This is a genomic window from Pseudomonas baltica (assembly GCF_031880315.1).
GTDB lineage: Bacteria > Pseudomonadota > Gammaproteobacteria > Pseudomonadales > Pseudomonadaceae > Aquipseudomonas.
This window is the reverse complement of sequence record NZ_CP134771.1, coordinates 449,046-467,591: the sequence shown is the minus strand read 5'-3', so window position 1 is coordinate 467,591 and position 18,546 is coordinate 449,046. Positions and strand designations below refer to the sequence as shown.

1 protein-coding gene is annotated in these 18,546 nt (G+C 65.8%); it reads right to left on the bottom strand.

Translation table 11 applies throughout. The annotated features are described in order from the left end of the window. Positions 1-121: 121 nt before the first annotated feature. Positions 122-18,250 (bottom strand): Ig-like domain-containing protein, encoded by an 18,129-nt coding sequence (locus tag REH34_RS02125; RefSeq protein WP_311970569.1) that lies wholly within the window; start codon positions 18,248-18,250, stop codon positions 122-124. Positions 18,251-18,546: the final 296 nt, after the last annotated feature.

Here is an 18,546-nt window from a genome sequence, read left to right as displayed (position 1 = left end):
TCAGGAACTTCTTTCCTCAGTGAAGCAGTCTCCGGCGATTAAGCAATGCAATGGCGCGAATATATGTGCGCCACGCCGCTTATGACGCTGTTCGTATCTCTGTAGCAGCGCGTCACCGACCTCAGCTGGCCAACAGCCGTGCCAGCGCATCGCGTTCGGCCAGGCGTGCCTGGCTGGCGGCTTGCAGCTGCTCGTTGAGGGTCAACGGCAGCGGCGTCACATTGCTGGCCTGTGGATTGCCGTCGCCGGTGCCGGGGGCCTGTTGCGGTGCTGCCTCGGGGGTTGCCGCGCCAGGCGCGGTGGCCGGTTCAGTAGCGGCAGGTGGCGCCTGAGTGGGCGCTTCCTGAGTGGTCCCGGGGGCGCCTGGACGCAGCGCGTCGACATCCAGTTGCTGGCGATTCTGCTCTTGCAGGTCGCCAGTGGCCTGGGCTACCGGCGCCGCGTTGTTGCTGATCTCGGTGGTGGTGGCCAGCGGCGCCATGCCGGTGGCGACTTCTTGCATGGGGCGGTCTTCGCTGAGCTGGGTCAGGCCGTCCAGGCGCTTGACGCCGTTGACCGCGTCGAGCAGCACCGGATCGTAATGCGTGATCCGGGTGTAGGTACTCGACTGCGGTGAGTTGTAGCTGGGCGGAATGCCGACCAGACCATCAGTGATGCGCTGGGTGCTGGTGACGCCGACGAAGCCGTCCGGTGTCGTGGTAACTGTACCTGTCCCGGTCCCGTCGCCAGTGCCCGTTCCATTACCGGTGCCTGTGCCTGTGCCTGTTCCATTACCTGTGCCCGTACCAGTCCCCGTGCCGGTTCCCGTTCCACCGCCATTGCCGGTACCGGCATTGGTGCTGACTGTCACGGCGATGGTCGAGGTGACCGAGCCGCCGGCACCATCGCTGACGGTGTAGGTCAGGGTGTCGCTGCCGGTGTAGCCAGAAGTTGGCGTGTAAGTGACGGTGCCGTTGGGGTTGACCACCACGGTGCCGTGATCGGCGCCGGCGCCAGTGACGCTCAGTGGATCGCCATCGGCATCGCTGACATTGCCCAGCACATCGATCACGCTCGGCGCACCCGTCACTACCGTGACCGTGCCGGGGGTGGCGACAGGTGCATCGTTGACCGGCGTCACGGTAAAGGTCACCACCGCGTTGGTGGTGCCGCCGTCACTGTCGCGGACCTGGTAGGTGAAGCTGTCGGCTCCATTGAAATCGGGGTTGGGCACGTAGGTGAAGCTGCCGTTGGCGTTGAGCGTCAGGCTGCCGTGGCTTGGGCCCTGGGCGATGCCGAAGCTGATGGCGTCGCCATCCGGATCGGTGGCCACCAGCACGCCGCTGATCGAGCTGTCCTCGGGCAGGGTGTAGGCGGCACCGGTGGTCACCGGCGCTGGGTTGCTGACCACCAACTGGATCTGCTGGCTGACCGAGTCGGTACCATCGCTGGCCGTGAGGGTGAGGGTGTAGAGGCCCCCCGCGCCGCCGCTGCCATTGCTGCCTTGGCTGGACGCGTTGTTGGACAGGGTGCCGGTGATTTCGCCTGTCTGCGGGTTCAAGGTCAGGCCTGCGGGCAGGCCGCTGACGCTGTAAGTGAGCGTGTCGCCATCCGGATCGCTGAACGAGCCCGCGACATTGAGATTGAAGGCGCCGCCATCGGTGGCCGTCTGGGCCGGCACCGGGGTGGTGACGATCGGAGCCTGATCCGGTTGGGTCGAGACGTTGAAGGTGATGGTCGCCACGGTCACGCCACCGTCGGCATCGCGCACCTGATAAGTGAAGCTGTCCTGGCCGACGAAACCGCTGGCCGGGGTGTAGGTGTAGCTGCCATTGGCGCCTACCGTGACCAGGCCGTTGCCGGGTTGGCTGGCGGCACTGAAGGTCAGCGCATCGCCGTCGGCATCGCTGGCGTAGTTTGCCAAGGTGCCGTTCAACGCGGTGCCTTGTTGTACGGTGACGCTGACGTTGCTCGCGCTCGGCAGGGTGTTGACGGCGGTCAGGGTGAAGGTCTGGCTGACGCTCGAGGTACCGTCGTTGGCACTGACGGTCACGCTGTAGTTGCCGCCAGGGCCGCCGCTGCCATTGCTGCCCTGGGTCGAGGCGCTGCTGTTCAAGGTGCCGCTGAGCAGGCCGGTGGTCGGGTCCAGCGTCAGGCCGGCGGGCAGACCGGTAGCGCTGTAGGTCAGTGGCAGGTTGTCGACGCTGGTGAAGTTGCCAGCGACGTTGACATTGACAGCGCTGTGGTCATTGGCGGTGACTGTGGCGATCGGCGTGGTGACGCTAGGCGCGTCGTACGCCGGTGCCACGTTGATCACGAGGGTGGCGGTGCTGGCGCCGCCATCGGCATCGGTGACCTGATAGGTAAAGCTGTCGGCGCCATTGAAGTTGGCGGCCGGGGTGTAGGTGTACTGGCCGTTGGCGGCGAGTGTCAAGGTGCCGTGGGCCGGTTGGGTGACAGCGGTAAAACTCAGGGCGTCACCATCGGTGTCGCTGGCGTTGGCGTGCAGATCACCGCTGACGGGGCTGTCTTCGCTGGTGTTGACCGTGGCGCCGTTGGCCACCGGCACGGTGTTGACTGCCGTGAGGGTGAAGCTCTGGGTGGCGGTGCCGCCCACGCCGTCGCTGGCGGTGATGACTACGGTGTAGGTGCCGCTGCCGCCGATGCCCTGAGTGGAGGCGCTGGTGCCCAGCAGGCCGCTGATCAACCCGGAGGTCGGGTCCAGGGTGACGCCGGCAGGCAGACCGGTGGCGGTGTAGGTCAACGGGATGTTGTTGCTGTCGGTGAAGTTGCCCGCGACGTTGAGGTTGACCGTGGTGTGGTCGTTGGCGCTCAGCGGCGTGATGCTGCCCGTGGCGGCCGGTGACTGGTAGTTGGCGGCGATATTGAAGGTCAGGGTCGCGCTGGTGGTACCGCCGTCGGCGTCGGTCACCTGGTAGGTCAGGGTGTCGGTGCCGTTGTAGCCGGCGTCAGGCGTGTAGGTGAAGGCGCCGTTCGCACCGAGTACCAAGGTGCCGTGGGTCGGCGCGGTGGTGGCCGCGAAGGTCAGCACGTCACCGTCGGCGTCCTGAGCGTAGTTGAGCAGGCTGGCGCTGACGTTGCTGCCCGTTGGCAAGGTGATCGTCGCGTTGCTGGCAGTCGGCACGGTGTTGACCGCCGTCAGGGTGAAGGTCTGGTCGGCGACCCCGCCCTGGCCGTCGCTGGCACTGACGGTCACGGTGTAGTTGCCACCGGAGCCGACGGGGCCGCCGCTGCCATTGCTGCCCTGGCTCGAGGCGCTGCTGTTCAAGGTGCCGCTGATCAGGCCGGTGCTTGGATCGATGCTCAGGCCAGCAGGCAGGCCCGTGGCGGTGTAGGTGAGGGTGGCGTTGTCGACGTTGTTGAAGTTGCCAGCCACGTTGACGTTGACACTGCTGTGGTCATTGGCGGTAACCGTGGCGATCGGCGCTGCGGCGCTCGGTGCGTCGTACTGCGGCGCGACGCTGAAGGTCAGGGTGGCGCTGGTGACGGCGCCATCGGCGTCGGTGACGGTGTAGGTGAAGCTGTCGGTGCCATTGAAGTTGGCGGCCGGGGTGTAGGTGTACTGGCCGTTGGCGAGTTGAGTCAGGGTGCCGTGGGCCGGTTGGGTGGTGGCGGTGAAGGTCAGGGCATCTGCGTCGGCGTCGCTGGCGTAGGCGCGCAGGTCGACCGGGGTGCTGCTGTCCTCGTTCAAGGTCAGGGTGGCGTTGCTGGCGACCGGCTGCGTGTTGACGGCGGTCAGGGTGAAGTCCTGGAACGCACTGCTGGTGCCATCGCTGGCGGTCACCCGAATGGTGTAGACGCCGGCGGCATTGGGGCCTTGGTGGGAGGCGCTGCTGTCGAGGGTGCCGCTGAGCAGGCCGGTGCCTGGGTCCAGAGTGATGCCGTTGGGCAAACCAGTGGCGGTGAAGGTCAGGGGCAGGTTGTCGACGCTGGTGAAGTTGCCAGTGACGTTGAGGTTGACGCTGGTGTGATCGTTGGCCGTCAGGTTGTTGATCGGCGCTGTGGCGGTGGGCGCGTCGTACACCGGTGTGACGTTGAAGGTCAGCGTGGCGCTGCGGCTGGCGCCGTCGGCATCGGTGACGGTGTAGTTGAAGCTGTCGGTGCCGTTGAAGTTGGCCACCGGGGTGTAGCTGTAGGTGCCATTGGCGTTGAGTGCCAGCACGCCGTGCAGCGGTTGGGTACTGGCGCTGAAGGTCAGCGCATCGCCGTCGGTATCGCCGGCAAGGGTGTTGAGGTTGCCGTTGGTGACGCTGTCTTCGGCCAGGTTGACAATCGCGCTGGCGGCAGTCGGCACGGTGTTGACAGCGGTCAGGGTGAAGGCCTGGGTCACGATGCTGGTGCCATCGGTGGCGCTGACGACGATGTTGTACTGGCCGGCGGCGCCGCCGTTGCTGCTGCCTAGCGAGGCGCTGCTGCCCAAGGTGCCGGTGATCAGACCGGTGGCCGGGTCGATGCTGACGCCGGTCGGCAGGCCGCTGGCGCTGTAGGTCAGTGCGGTGTTGTCGACATCGCCGAAATTGCCCGCGACGTTGACGTTGACGGCGGCGCCATCGTTGGCCGACTGCGCGGCGATGGTGCCGTTGGCGGTGGGCGCGTCATACACCGGGGTGACGTTGAAGGTGATGGTGGCGGTGGTGCTGTTGCCGCCATCCAGGTCGCTGACCCGATAGCTGAAGCTGTCGGCGCCATTGAAGTTGGCGGTGGGCGTGTAGGTGTAGACGCCAGTTGCGGAGTCGAGGGTCAAGGTGCCGTGGGCGGGCGGCGTGGTGACCGCAAAGCTCAGGGTGTCCTGGTCGGCGTCGCTGGCGGTGGTGTGCAGGTCGCCGCTGTGGCTGCTGTCCTCGGCGAGCGTCACGGTGGCGCTGCTGGCTACCGGTACGGTGTTGACCGCCGTCAGGGTGAAGTCCTGGAACACGCTGGTGGTGCCATCGTTGGCGGTGACGCGAATCGTGTAGCTGCCGCCGCCATTGAGGCCCTCGGTGGAGGCGCGGCTGTCGAGGGTGCCGCTGAGCAGGCCGGTGTTCGGGTCGAGGGTCAGGCCGTTGGGCAGACCGGTGGCGCTGTAGGTCAGCGGCAGGTTGTCGGGGCTGCTGAAGTTGCCGGTGACATTGAGGCTGACGCTGCTGTGGTCGTTGGCGGTGACGGTGTTGATCGACGCCGTGGGCACCGGTGCGTCGTAGACCGGCGTGACGTTGAAGCTGATCACTGCATTGCTGACTGCGCCATCGGCGTCGGTGACGCTGTAGCTGAAGCTGTCGGCACCGTTGAAGTTGGCGTTCGGCGTGTAGGTGTAGGTGCCCGCTGCGGCGTTGAAGACCAGGCTGCCATGGCTTGGCTGGGTGGTGACGGCGAAGGTCAAGGCGTCCAGGTCGGCATCGCTGGCGCTGTTGTGCAAGTCGCCGGTGGCGACGGTGTCTTCGGCAATCGTCACGGTGGCGTTGCTGGCTACCGGCAGGGTGTTGACGGCGGTCAGGGTGAAGGTCTGAGTGGCGGTGCCGCCCAGGCCATCGCTGGCGGTGACGACCACGGTGTACAGGCCGCCTGCGCCGCCAGCGCCATTGCTGCCCTGGGTCGAGGCGCTGCTGTCCAGGGTGCCCGTGATCAGGCCGGTACTGGTGTTGAACGTCAGCCCGTTTGGCAGGCCGGTGACGTTGTAGGTCAATGGGGTCCCGTCGGCATCGCTGAAGGCGTTGGCGGCGTTGAGGGTCACGCTGGTGTGATCGTTGGCGGTGAGGGTCGGCAGGGTGCCGACCGCCACCGGGCCGTCGTACACCGGCGCGATGATGGTGACCAGTGTCGAGCGGCTGTTGCCGCCATCCGGATCGCTGACCTGGTAGATGAAGCTGTCGGTGCCGTTGAAGTTGGCGTTCGGCGTGTAGGAGTAGGTGCCGTTGGCATTGAGTAGCAAGGTGCCGTGCGCAGGCGCCTGGGCCACGCTGAAGGTCAGGGCATCGCCGTCGGCATCGCTGGCGTAGGTGTGCAGATCGCCTGTGGCGACGCCGTCCTCGTTGAGGTTGAGGGTCGCGCTGTTGGCCACAGGAATGGTGTTGACCGCAGTGATGGTGAAGGTCTGGGTAGCGGTGCCGCCCACGCCATCGCTGGCGGTGATCACCACCGTATAGTTGCCCCCAGGGCCGCCATTGCCATCGCTGCCCTGCACCGAGGCGCTGCTGTTCAAGGTGCCGAAAATCAGGCCGGTGGCGGGGTCGATGGCGATGCCGGCGGGCAGGCCGGTGGCGCTGTAACTGAGTGTCGCCCCTGGGGTGCTGTCGCTGAAGTTGCCAGCCACGTTGAAGTTGAGAGGGGTGTGGTCGTTGGCCACCTGGGTGTTGATGGTGCCGGCCGCCACCGGGCCGCCCGTGTCGGCCAGCACGTTGAAGTTGAGCACCGCCGTGGTGGCGCCGCCATCCGGGTCGCTGACGCTGTAGGTGAGGCTGTCACTGCCGACGAAGCCGGCGGTCGGGGTGTAGATGAATGTGCCGTTGGCGCTGAGCGTCAGGGTGCCGTGGGTGGGCTGGGTGGTGATCGCATAGGTGAGCGCGTCGTGGTCGGCATCGCTGGCGTAGTTGGCGAGGCTGCCACTGGTGCTGCCATCTTCGGTCAGCGAGATGGTTGCGCTGGCGGCGGTCGGAACCGTATTGACGGCGGTCAGGGTGAAGCTCTGGGTCACCGCCGTGGTGCCGTCGGTGGCGGTGACGACCACGTTGTAGTTGCCACCGGGGCCGCCGCTGCCATTGCTGCCCTGGGTCGAGGCGCTGCTGTTGAGGATGCCGGTGATCAGGCCGCTGTTGGCATCGATGGTCACCCCTGCTGGCAGGCCGGTGGCGCTGAAGGTCAGGTGCGCGCCATCGGCGTCGGTGAAGTTGTTGGCCACGGCGAGGTTGACGGCGCTGGCGTCGCTGGCCTGTTGCGTCGGGATCTGGCCGATGGTGGTCGGCGCATCGTAGACCGGAGTAATGGTCAGGGCGATGGTCGCGGTGCTGGTGGCACCGTCGGCGTCGGTGACCTGATAGGTGAAGCTGTCGCTGCCATTGAAGTTGGCGTTGGGGACGTAGGTGTAGTTGCCGTTGCTGTTGAGCTGCAGGGTGCCGTTGGCAGGGCCCTGGGTGATGCTGAAGGTCAGCGCGTCAACGTCGGCATCGCTGGCCAAAGCGTTGAGGTTGATCGGTGTCGGGGTGTCCTCGGCCAGGGTGAGGCTGGTGCCGCCCGCCACTGGCAAGGTGTTGACCGCGGTCAGGGTGAAGCTCTGGGCAGCGCTGCCGCCCAGGCCATCGCTGGCGGTGATGACCACGCTGTACAGACCGCCAGGGCCGCCGGCGCCATTGCTGCCCTGGGTCGAGGCGCTGCTGCTGAGCGTGCCGCTGAGCAGGCCGGTGTTGGCGTCGATGCTCAGGCCGGCAGGCAGACCGGTGGCGGTGTAGGTCAGGGCGCGGTTGTCGGCGTCGGTGAAGCTGCCGGTGACGTTGAGGTTGACCGTGCTGCTGTCGTTGGCGGTCAGCGCCGGCAAGCTGCCGTTGCTGGCCGGGGCGTCGTACACCGGGGTGACGTTGAGGCTGATCACGGCCGTGCTGACCGCGCCATCGGCATCGGTGACCGAGTAGCTGAAGCTGTCGGCGCCATTGTAGTTGGCGGCCGGGGTGTAGGTGTACTGGCCGTTGGCGGCGAGGGTCAAGGTGCCGTGGGTAGGGCCCGTGGTGATGGCGAAGGTCAGGGCATCGCCGTCGGCATCGGTGGCGCTGGTGTTGAGGTTGATCGGCGCCGAGGTGTCTTCGGCCAGGGTCACGGTGGCGTTGCTGGCCACGGGAAGGGTGTTGACGGCGGTAAAGGTGAAGGTCTGAGTGACTGGAGTGGTGCCGTCGGTAGCGGTCACGACCACGGTGTAGTTGCCGCCGGGGCCCCCCGCGCCATTGCTGCCCTGGGTCGAGGCGCTGCTGTTGAGAGTGCCGGTGATCAGGCCAGTGTTGGCGTCGATGTTCAGGCCATTCGGCAGGCCGGTGGCACTGTAGGTCAGGGCGTGGTTGTCGGCATCGCTGAAATTGCCGGCCACGTTGAGGCTGACGGTGCTGCTGTCGTTGGCACTCTGGGTGCCGATGGGCGCACCGGCCACTGGCGCGTCATACACCGGAGTGACGTTGAGGGTGATGACCGCGCTGCTCACCGCGCCATCGGCGTCGGTCACCGAGTAGGTGAAACTGTCGGCGCCATTGTAGTTGGCGGCCGGGGTGTAGGTGTATTGACCGTTGGCAGCGACGGTCAAGGTGCCGTGGGCCGGCCCGGTGGTGATGGCGAAGGTCAGGGCATCGCCGTCGGCATCGGTGGCGGTGGTGTTGAGGTTGATCGGCGCCGAGGTGTCTTCGGCCAGGGTCACGGTGGCATTGCCGGCCACCGGAAGGGTGTTGACCGCCGTGAAGGTGAACGTCTGGGTGGCGGTGCCGCCCAGGCCATCGGCGACGCTGACGTTGACCGTGTAATTGCCGCCTGCTCCGCCCGCACCATTACTGCCCTCGGTGGAGGCGCTGCTGTCGAGGGTGCCGGTGATCAGGCCGGTGGAGGCGTTGATGCTCAGGCCGTTGGGCAGGCCGGTGGCGCTGTAGGTCAGGGTGGCGTTGTCGGGGTTGTTGAAGTTGCCGGCCACGTTGAGGCTGACGCTGCTGTGATCGAACGCGGTCTGGGTGGCAACGGGCGTGCCGGCGGTAGGCGCGTCGTACACCGGGGTGACGTTGAAGGTGAGGGTCGCGGTGCTGGTGGCGCCGTCGGCGTCGGTCACCTGGTAGTTGAAGCTGTCGCTGCCGTTGAAGTTGGCGGCCGGGGTATAGGTGTAGGTGCCGTTGGCGTTCAGCGCCAGGGTGCCATGAACGGGCTGGCTGGTGGCGACGAAGGTGAGGGCGTCCTGGTCGGCGTCGCTGGCGTTGCTGAGCAGGGTGCCGGTAGCCGGAGTGTCTTCGGCCAGGGTCACGGTGGCATTGCTGGCCACGGGCACCGTGTTGACGGCGGTGAAGATGAAGGTCTGGGTAGCGGTGCCGCCCAGGCCGTCGCTGACGCTGACGTTGACGGTGTAATTGCCGCCAGGGCCACCTGCGCCGTTGCTGCCTTCGGTGGAGGCGCTGCTGTCCAACGTGCCGGTGATCACGCCGGTGCCGGCGTTGATGCTCAGGCCATTGGGCAAGCCGGTGGCGCTGTAGGTCAGGGTGGCGTTGTCGGGGTTGTTGAAGTTGCCGGCCAGGTTGAGGTTGACCGAGGTGTGATCGTTGGCGGTGACGTTGGCCACCGGTGCGCCGACGGTGGGCGCATCGTAGACCGGCGTGACACTGAACGTGAGGGTCGCGGTGGTGCTGGCGCCGTCGGCATCGGTGACCCGGTAGTTGAAGCTGTCGCTGCCGTTGTAGTTGGCCGCCGGAGTGTAGGTGTAGCTGCCGTTGGCATTGAGCACCAAGGTGCCGTGGGTGGGCTGGCTGGTGGCCGCGAAGGTCAGGGTATCCTGGTCGGCGTCACTGGCGTTGCTCAGCAAGGTGCCGCTGGCCGAGGTGTCTTCAGCCAGCGTGATGGTAGCGTTGCTGGCGGTCGGTACGGTGTTGACGGCGGTCAGGGTGAAGGTTTGCGTGGCAATGCCACCCAGGCCGTCGCTGGCGCTGACCTGCACGGTGTACACGCCATGGCCGCCAGGGCCTTCGGTGGAGGCGCTGCTGTTCAGGGTGCCGGTGATCAGGCCGGTGTTGGCATCGATGCTCAAGCCGATGGGCAGACCGGTCGCGCTGTAGCTCAGGGCGGTGTTGTCGGCATCGGTGAAGGCCGCGGCGGCATTGACGTTGACGCTGGTGTGGTCGTTGGCCGTGACCGCCTGGATCGTGCCACTGGCAACCGGGGCATCGTAGACCGGGGTGATATTGAACGTCAGCGTCGCGGTGGTGCTGGCGCCGTCAGCGTCGATAACCCGGTAGCTGAAGCTGTCGGTGCCATTGAAGTTGGCCGTCGGCGTATAGGTATAGGTGCCGTTGGCATTGAGGCTCAAGACCCCGTGTTGTGGTGCGGTCACGGGTGTGGTGTCGACATGCAGGGCATCGCCGTCCGGATCGCTGGCGTTGACCAGCACATTGCCGGTGGCGACGCTGTCTTCGTTGATGGTCAGGGTGCTGTTGTTGGCCGCAGGCGCCGGGTTGTTGACCGTGAAGGTGAAGGCTAGAGATGCGCTGGCGCTGCCGTCGCTGGCGGTGATCACCACGCTGAAGACACCGCCGACGCCGCCGGTACCGTTGCTGCCGGCTTGCGAGGCGCTGGTGCCCAAGGTGCCGCTTATCAGCCCAGTGGCCGGATCGAGGTTCAGGCCTGGCGGCAGGCCGGTGGCGGTGTAGGTCAGGGTGCTGTCGACATCGGTGAAATTGTTGGCGACGTTGAGGCTGAACGCACTGCCGTCGTTGGCGGCCTGGGCGCTGATGGTGCCGTTGGTGACCGGTGCGTCGTTGACCGGGTTGATGGTAATGGCGACGGTCGCGGTGACGGAACCGCCATCGGCGTCGACCACACGGTAGCTGAAGCTGTCGCTGCCGTTGTAGTTGGCGGCAGGCGTGTAGATGTAGGTGCCGTTGGCGTTGAGCGTGAGCACGCCATGGGCAGGGCCGGTCACCGGGGTGGTGTCGATGTGCAGCGCATCGCCGTCCGGATCGCTGGCGTTGGCGTCGGTCAGCAGGTTGCCGGTGGCGACGTTGTCCTCGTTGATGACCAAGGTGCTGTTGGCCGCCGTGGGCGCTGGGTTGCTGACATTGAGGGTGAAGGTCTGAGCGGCGGTGGCGCCTTGGCCGTCGTTGGCGGTGACGGTGATGCTGTAGGCGCCGGTGCCGTTGAGGCCGCCGGTGGAGGCGCTGCTGCCCAGCGTGCCGGTGATCAGGCCGGTGGCCGGATCGACGCTCAGGCCACTGGGCAGACCGGTGGCGCTGAAGCTCAGGGTGTCGCCGTCGACATCGCTGAATTTGTTGGCGATGTTGAGGTTGAACGCCGTGCTGTCGACGCCGGTCTGGGTGCCGATCGAGCCCGGCGTGGTGCTGGGCGCGTCATTGACCGGGGTGACTGTGAGGGTCACGGTGGCTGTGGTGCTGGCGCCGTCGGCGTCGGTCACGGTGTAGGTGAAACTGTCGGTGCCGTTGAAGTTGGCGGCCGGGGTATAGGTGTACACGCCCGTGGTGGCGTTGAGCACCAGGGTGCCGTGGCTCGGGCCGGTGGCCGGAGCGAAGGTGACGGTGTCATCGTCGGTGGCCACCAGCGTGGCGGACACCGCTGTGTCTTCGGCAGTGGTGACAGCGCTGTTGGCAGTCACCGGTACGGGGTTGCTGACGTTCAGGGTGAAGTTTTGCACCACGGTGCCGCCATGGCCGTCATCGGCGGTGATGGCGACGCTGTAGAGGCCATGGTTGCCGCCTTGCGATGCACTGCTGGCGAGGTTGCCGCTGATCAAGCCGTTGGCATCGATGCTCAGACCCGTCGGCAGGCCGCTGGCGCTGTAGCTGAGGGTATCGCCGTCGACATCGCTGAAGCGGTTGGCGACGCTGAGGCTGAACGGTGCGGCATCGATACCGGTTTGCGCGCCGATGCTGCCTACGGCGGCGGGAGCGTCGTTGACCGGTGTCACGGTGAGGGTCACGGTGGCGGTGACGACACCGCCATCGGCGTCGACCACCTTGTAGGTGAAGCTGTCGGTGCCATTGAAATTGGCAGCCGGGGTGTAGGTGTACACCCCGGTAGCGCTGTCGAGTGCCAGCGTGCCGTGGGCGGGTTGCGTGGTGGCGCTGAAGGTCAGGGTGTCGAGGTCGACGTCGTTGGCCGCCAGGGTGCCGGTGACGGCAGTGTCTTCAGGCGTGGTGTTGGTGCTGTCGGCGGTGGTCGGCACCGGGTTGATGACGTTGAAGGTGAAGGTCTGGTTGACCGAGGCACCGCTGCCGTCAGTGGCGGTGACGACCACCGTGTAGGCGCCCTGATTGCCGCCCTGGGAAGCGCTGCCGCCCAGCGTGCCGGTGATCAGGCCGTTGGCGCTGATGCCCAGGCCGGCGGGCAGACCGGTGGCGGTGTAGGTCAGGGCGTCGCCATCCGGGTCGCTGAACTGCCCGGCGACATTGAGGGTGACGGTGGCGCTGTCGTTGGCGGTCTGGTTGCCGATTGCACCGGTGGTCACCGGCGCTTCGTTGACGGCGGCGATGTTGAGGGTAACGGTGGCCGTGGCGGTGCCGCCGTCGGCATCGACGACCTGATACTGAAAGGTGTCCGTGCCGTGGAAGCGCGCGTTGGGGGTGTAGACGAAGCTGCCGTCGCTGTTGAGCACCAGAGTCCCGTTGGCCGGACCTTGTACCGGCGTGGTGCTGATCTGCAGCGTGTCGCCATCGGGGTCGGTATCGTTAGTCTTCACATTGCCCGTGATGGCAGTGCCTTCAGTGCCGTTGAAGGTGTCAGGGTTGCCAATCGGGGCGGGGTTGCTGACTATGAGCACGAAGCTCTCGCTGACCAGGCCGCCTCGGCCATCGTTGGCGGTGACCACGATGGCGTAGGCGCCACTGGTCACCGCCGTCGATGCATGGCCGCCGAGGGTGCCGGTAATCAACCCGGTGGTGGCGTTGATGGTCACGCCGGCAGGCAGGCCGGTGGCGCTGTAGGTCAGCGGATCGTTGTCGGCATCGCTGAAATGACCGCTGACATTGATGCTGACCGGCTGGCCGTCGGTGCCGGTCTGATTGGCGATGGCGGTGCCCACGGGCGCGATGTCCGCAGCGGCATTGACGGTGATGGTGACCGTGGAGGTCTCGCGAGTGCCGTTGGACAGCACCGTGTAGGTGAAGGTGTCGGTGCCTGTGAAACCGGTCGCGGGGGTGTACGTGGTGTTGCCCTGGGCATCGATGGTGACGGTGCCGTTGGTGGGGTTGGTGTGGCTTTCGATCACGCGGCCAGCGTTCTCGAACGTGTCGTTGGCCAGGACGTTGAAGGTCACCGGGTTGTTGGTCGTGGTGGTAGCGTAGTCCGGGACGATGTCGGCAACCGGGGTGATGGTGATCGGCAGGTCGACATTGACGTTGAGAATGCCGCCTGTCAGATGACCGAGCGCCAGGGTGATATTGAGCGGGCCGTTGTAATCGGCGCCGGGGGTGTAGACCAGGCTGTTGAGCGCGGCATTGATGGCCGCCGTGGTGCCGGAAAAATGCAACACCGAAGACCCTGTGCTGCTGCCCTCGGACAACGAAATGCCGGTGGTGTTGGTGAGGCTCAACTGCCCCAGCGGCACGCTGATGCGCAGGTCCAGAATGTCGCCATCGACGTTGCCGACCGTCAGGTGCTGGCCGACGATATTGGCGAATATCAGGGGGGTGTCTTCAGCCAGCAGCGGAATCGACGGCACCTGGATGGTTGGTAGATCGATCACCGGCACCACCACCACCGCAGCGTAACCAGTGGCTGTAGCGCCATCGGCGTCCTTGACCTGGTAAGTGATGGTGTCGATGCCGTTGTAGTTGGCGGTCGGGGTGTAGCGCAGCGAGCCGTCGTTGTTGATGGTCACGGTGCCGTGCAGCGCGGTGGCGCCCGTCACGGTGATGGTATCGCCATCGGGGTCGACCACGCCCAGCGCTGCGGCGGTGATGTCGATGGGCGTGTCTTCGTTGCCGGTCACTTGCAGCCCGATCAGGGGGATCGGGGCTGGGTTGGTGACCTGAATCACCAGGTTGCTGGTGGCGCTGGCGCCCGCCAGATCGGTGGCGGTGACCACGACATTGTAAGTGCCGGTGCCATTGAGGCCATTGACAGAGGCGTGGCCGTCGACCTGGCCGCTGATCAACCCGGTCAAGGAATTGATGGTCAGACCGGCAGGCAAGTTGGTCGCCGTGTAGTGCAGCACATCCAGCGGATCGACATCGGTGAAGGCCTGGGCGGTGGACAGCGCGACGGTCAGTTGGCCGTCGAGCAGCGGCACGGTGCCGAGGTTGCCATTGGACGTGGGTGCATGGTCGCCGACGCTGACATTGACCGCGACGGTCTCGGTGACGCCGCCGGAAGTTACGGTATAGGTGAACGTGTCCGCGCCCAGGTAGCCCAACGCCGGGGTGTAGGTGACCGCGCCATTGAGACCCAGCACCACCAGGCCGTGAGCGCCCTGGCTGATGCCGGTGATCACCGGAGTGCCGGAGAACGTATCGTTGGCCAGCGGGAAGAACGTCACGGGCGCCAATGGGCCTGTGGTAATGGTGTCGGCAACGCCGTCGGCCACCGGATTGATGGTCAGGGCGATGCTCGAGCTTTGCACCGCGGCGATACCGTCGCTGGCCTGCACGCTGATGGTAGCGCTGCCGTTGTAATCGGCAGTGGGCACGAAACTCATGCCATTGAGTGCGGCGTTGATCGCGGCGGAACTGCCGGAGAAGGTCATGCTGCCATCGGCGTTGCCGTCGCCGCTGGTGAAGGTCAGGCCGGTGGTCTGGTGCAGCGTCAGGGCGCCGTGGTTGGTGCTGAGGGTGACGGTCAGAATGTCGTTGTTCTGATCGGCCACCGTCACGGCATTGCCGTTGGCGCTCGAGAATACCTGGGAGATGTCCTCATTGAAGGTCAGCGAAGCCGGAGCGCTGATGGTCGGCGCGTAGTTGGGCAAGATGGCATTGATGTGGACGGTAGCCGTCTCGTACGTGCCATTGGATTTGACGGTGTAGGTGAAGCTGTCGCTGCCTGTATAGCCGGTCGTGGGGGTGTAGATGGCGTTGCCTTGGGCATCGATGGTCACGGTGCCGTGCAACGGCGTGGTGTAGCTGTCGACTACGCGGCCGGAATTTTCGAAGGTGTCGTTGGCCAGGACATTGAAGGATGCGGGCGTATCGAGCGTGGCGGTGACGTTGTCGTCGACGATGTCGGCCACCGGCGCGATGCTGATCGGCAAAGTGGCGTTGACGCTGATGATGCCGCCCAGCAACTTGCCCAGGCCGATGGTGATGTTCAGCGGGCCGTTGTAGTCGGCGGCCGGGGTATAGACCAGGTCGTTGAGCGCGGCGTTGACGTCGGCCGACAACCCTGAGATGCGCAGGTGTGTGCCGAGGGTGTCGCTGGTCTGGGTCAGCGATACGGCGGTGTGGTTGGTAAGGTTGGCGATGCTCAACGCACCGATGCCCACGGGCAGATCGAGGTTGATGGCCACGGCATCGCCGTCGATATTGCCGACGCTCAGTTGCTGGCCGAGCAGGTTGGCGAAGATCAGCGGGGTGTCTTCGAGCAACAGCGGAATCGATGGCAGGCTCAGCACCGGAATGTGCGGTATCGCCGCCAGGACCACGGCGACATAGCCGGTGGCCTGACCACCGTCGACGTCCTTGACGGTGTAGGTGATGGAGTCGAGGCCGTAGTAGTTGGCGTTGGGCTGATAGCTCAGCGAGCCGTCGTTGTTGATGGTCACGGTGCCGTGCGCGGCGGTGGCGCTGGTGATGCTGAAGGCGTCGCCATCGGGATCGACGATCGCCAGCGCGCTGACGCCAATACCGAGCAGGGCGTTTTCGGTACCGCCGACCTGCAGCCCCAGCAACGGAACAGGCGCAGGGTTGGTGACGGTGATGGTGCCAGTCGAGCTGGCGCTTTGGCCCGCCAGGTCAGTGGCGGTGACCACCACGTTGTAGGTACCGGTGCCGTTCACGCCATTGACCGAGGCGTGGCCGTCGACAATCCCGCTGATGGTGCCGAGCAGCGGATCGATGGTCAGCCCGGCAGGCAGACCGGTGGCGGTGTAGTGCAAGACGTCGAGCAGGTCGGCGTCACGGAATCCCGCGCCGGCGAGGACCAGCACCAAGCCTTTGTCGACTGTCGCCAGGGTGCCCAGGGTGGCGGGTGCTGTGGGCGCGGTATCACCGACCGTGACGGTAATCGGGATGGTTTCGGTGACGCCGCCCGAGGTGACGGTGTAGCTGAAGGTGTCGGTGCCGGAATAGCCGATCGCCGGGGTGTAGGTGACGCTGTTGCCTAGCAGCAGCGCCACACCATGGGACGGCGAACTGATGGAGGTGATGCTGGCTCCTGCCGCGAAGGTGTCGTTGGTTAGGGGCGTGAAGGTCACTCCGGTCAGAATTGAGGTACTGACGTTGTCGGTGACGCCATCGGCGACCGGGGTCAGGCTCAACGCCACGCTGGCGCTCTGCACCGCGGCGATGCCGTCGCTGGCTTGCACCGAAATATTCGCCGTGCCGTTGTAGTCGGCGACCGGGATGAACTGCAGGCCATTGAGGGCGGCGTTGATCGCCGCTGCCGTGCCGCGCACCACCATGCTGCTGTCGGCAGTGCCGTCACCGCTGGTAAAGGTCAGGCCGGTGGTTTGCGACAAGGTCAGGGTGCCGTGGGTCGAGGCGAGGGTGACGGTGAGGATGTCGTTGTTGGCGTCGGCCACGGTGATGGCGTTGCTGTTGGTGCTGGAAAACACCCGGCTGGTGTCTTCGTTGAACGTCTGGGTGGCGGCCGGCACGGTGATGGTCGGCGCGTAGTTGAGGAGGGTGGTGACGGTGACGGTACCGGTTTCGCTCTTGCCGCCGGAGGTCACGGTATAGGTGAAGGTGTCGGTGCCGGCATAGCCGGCGGTCGGGGTGTAGACCGCATTGCCCTGGGCGTCGATGGTGACCACGCCATGGGCAGGGTTGGTGAAACTGGACACTACCCGACCGGCGTTGGAGAAGGTGTCATTGCTCAGCACGTTGAAGCTCGCCGGGGTGCTTTGTTTGGTGGTCACCGTATCGGCGACCACGTCGGCCACCGGCGCCAGTACCAGGCCGACGGTGGACGTGGCGGTGCCGCCCAGCGAGTCGACAGCGGTGACGCTGAGGTTGATCGGCGCGGCGGCGGTGCTGTTGGCATCGGCGACCGGTGTGTAGACGAGGCCGTTGAGTGCGGTATTGACGGCGGCGACGGTGCCGCTGAACGTGACTGTCGAGGTGCCGCTGGCGCTGCCTTGGGTAAAGGTCAGGCCGGTGGCGGTGGACAGCGCCAGGGTGCCGGTCGGCACGCTGAGGGTGACGGTGGTGGTGCTGTTGTCGGTGTCGGCGATGGTGATCAGCTTGCCAGCGCCGGACAGCACGATCGAGGTGTCTTCGGTGCCATTGACCACGCTGGGCGCGGTGACGGTGGGGGGGTGATCGAGGGTCAGCGATACGGTGGCGGTGGAGGTCACCAGACCGCCCAGCAAGGTGAGCTTGTAGCCGAAGCTGTCGGCGGTGCTGGCGCCAGCCGTCGGCGTGTAGGTCACGGTATTGTCGGCGTTGATCACCACGGTGCCGTGGGACGGGGCAGTGGTAATGGTCACGCCTTGCAGCAAACCGCCGAGGGTATCGTTGGCCAATATGTTGATGACGTTGCCGGTGCCGTAATAGACCGTGGCCGTATCGTTGGTGGCCAGCAGCAGATCGTGATGCCAGTCGGTGGCCTGGATGGCGGTGGTCTCGATGTTGCCGACGTGGTCTTCCAGCACCCAGTCGCCATCCACCCCGGTGGTGTTGGAGGAGGCCGCGACGTCGGCATTCAGGGCACTGGCCAGCGCGACGACTGTGGCGGCGCCATCGGAGCCGGCGGCGAAATCGCAGCCGTAGATCAGCACATCGCCGGTCTTGCTCATGTGCGAGCCGATCTCGGCCAGCAACGCGTGGTACTGGCCTTCGATGGTGGCGGTATCGACGATGCTGTCGCCGATGATCACGGCGCCTTCGGTGGCGTGGGTGATGATATGGATCGCATCGACGTTTTCCCGGCCTTGCAGGGCAGCGGCGATTTGCGTCAGGCCGTCGCTGTGGCTGTCGAGGTAGACGATATCGGCGTGGGCCGGGAGGTTGGCGACCAGAGTGTTGAGGTCTGGCAGGCTGGAGTCGACGAAGAATATCTCTTGCCGGGCCGGCGCCAGATCCACGGGCGCGGTGGCTGTCAGCGCATCGTGCAGGGCATCGGTGGCGCTGGCGTGGTGCTGATCTGCGTCAGCGGTGGCATGGCTGGTGTCGGCGGCCGCAGGCGCGTCGCTGCTGTGCACGGCGGATTGGCTGCCGGTAGCGGCCAGCGTCGGATCGCTGTGGGTCGCGTCGCTGGGTGCCGTGGTATGCGCGTCCGTCGGTGCGGTGGCGTGGGCGTCCACCGCCGGTGCGGCCGCCGCAGCAGCCACGGCGGCGGCAGGGGCGTGGGCAGCGGCATCCGCGGTGACGACGGCCGCGCCGTCGAACATCATTCGGGTTTCCAGTGCGATGCGGATGGAAGAACTATGCGAATGACGTTTGTTCATGTGCGGGCAGGCCTCCGGCCGTACGACTTGATATTCCCCGCCTCTGGGTGCGCGTGCTCTCACGCACTTTATCCAGGGCATTGCTTATCCATCGGCAATGACAACGGGAAGATGACGCCGCCCGTCCGACGAAACATTGGCGCCCGACGAAACAGCGTTATTTGACTGTTTGTTGACGTCAAATCTAGTAGTGGCACTGTGACGCGTCAAGGCAGCGGGGATGAGCTGCACGGTGCAGCAAGACTGATTGGCTATTTGGCTATGGTCAGGTCTATGTATTGGCTATATGGGGGAGG

Bases quoted from the DNA above. Each gene is read 5' to 3' on its own strand.
- REH34_RS02125 (WP_311970569.1), bottom strand. From the start codon at position 18,250: ATGAACAAACGTCATTCGCATAGTTCTTCCATCCGCATCGCACTGGAA.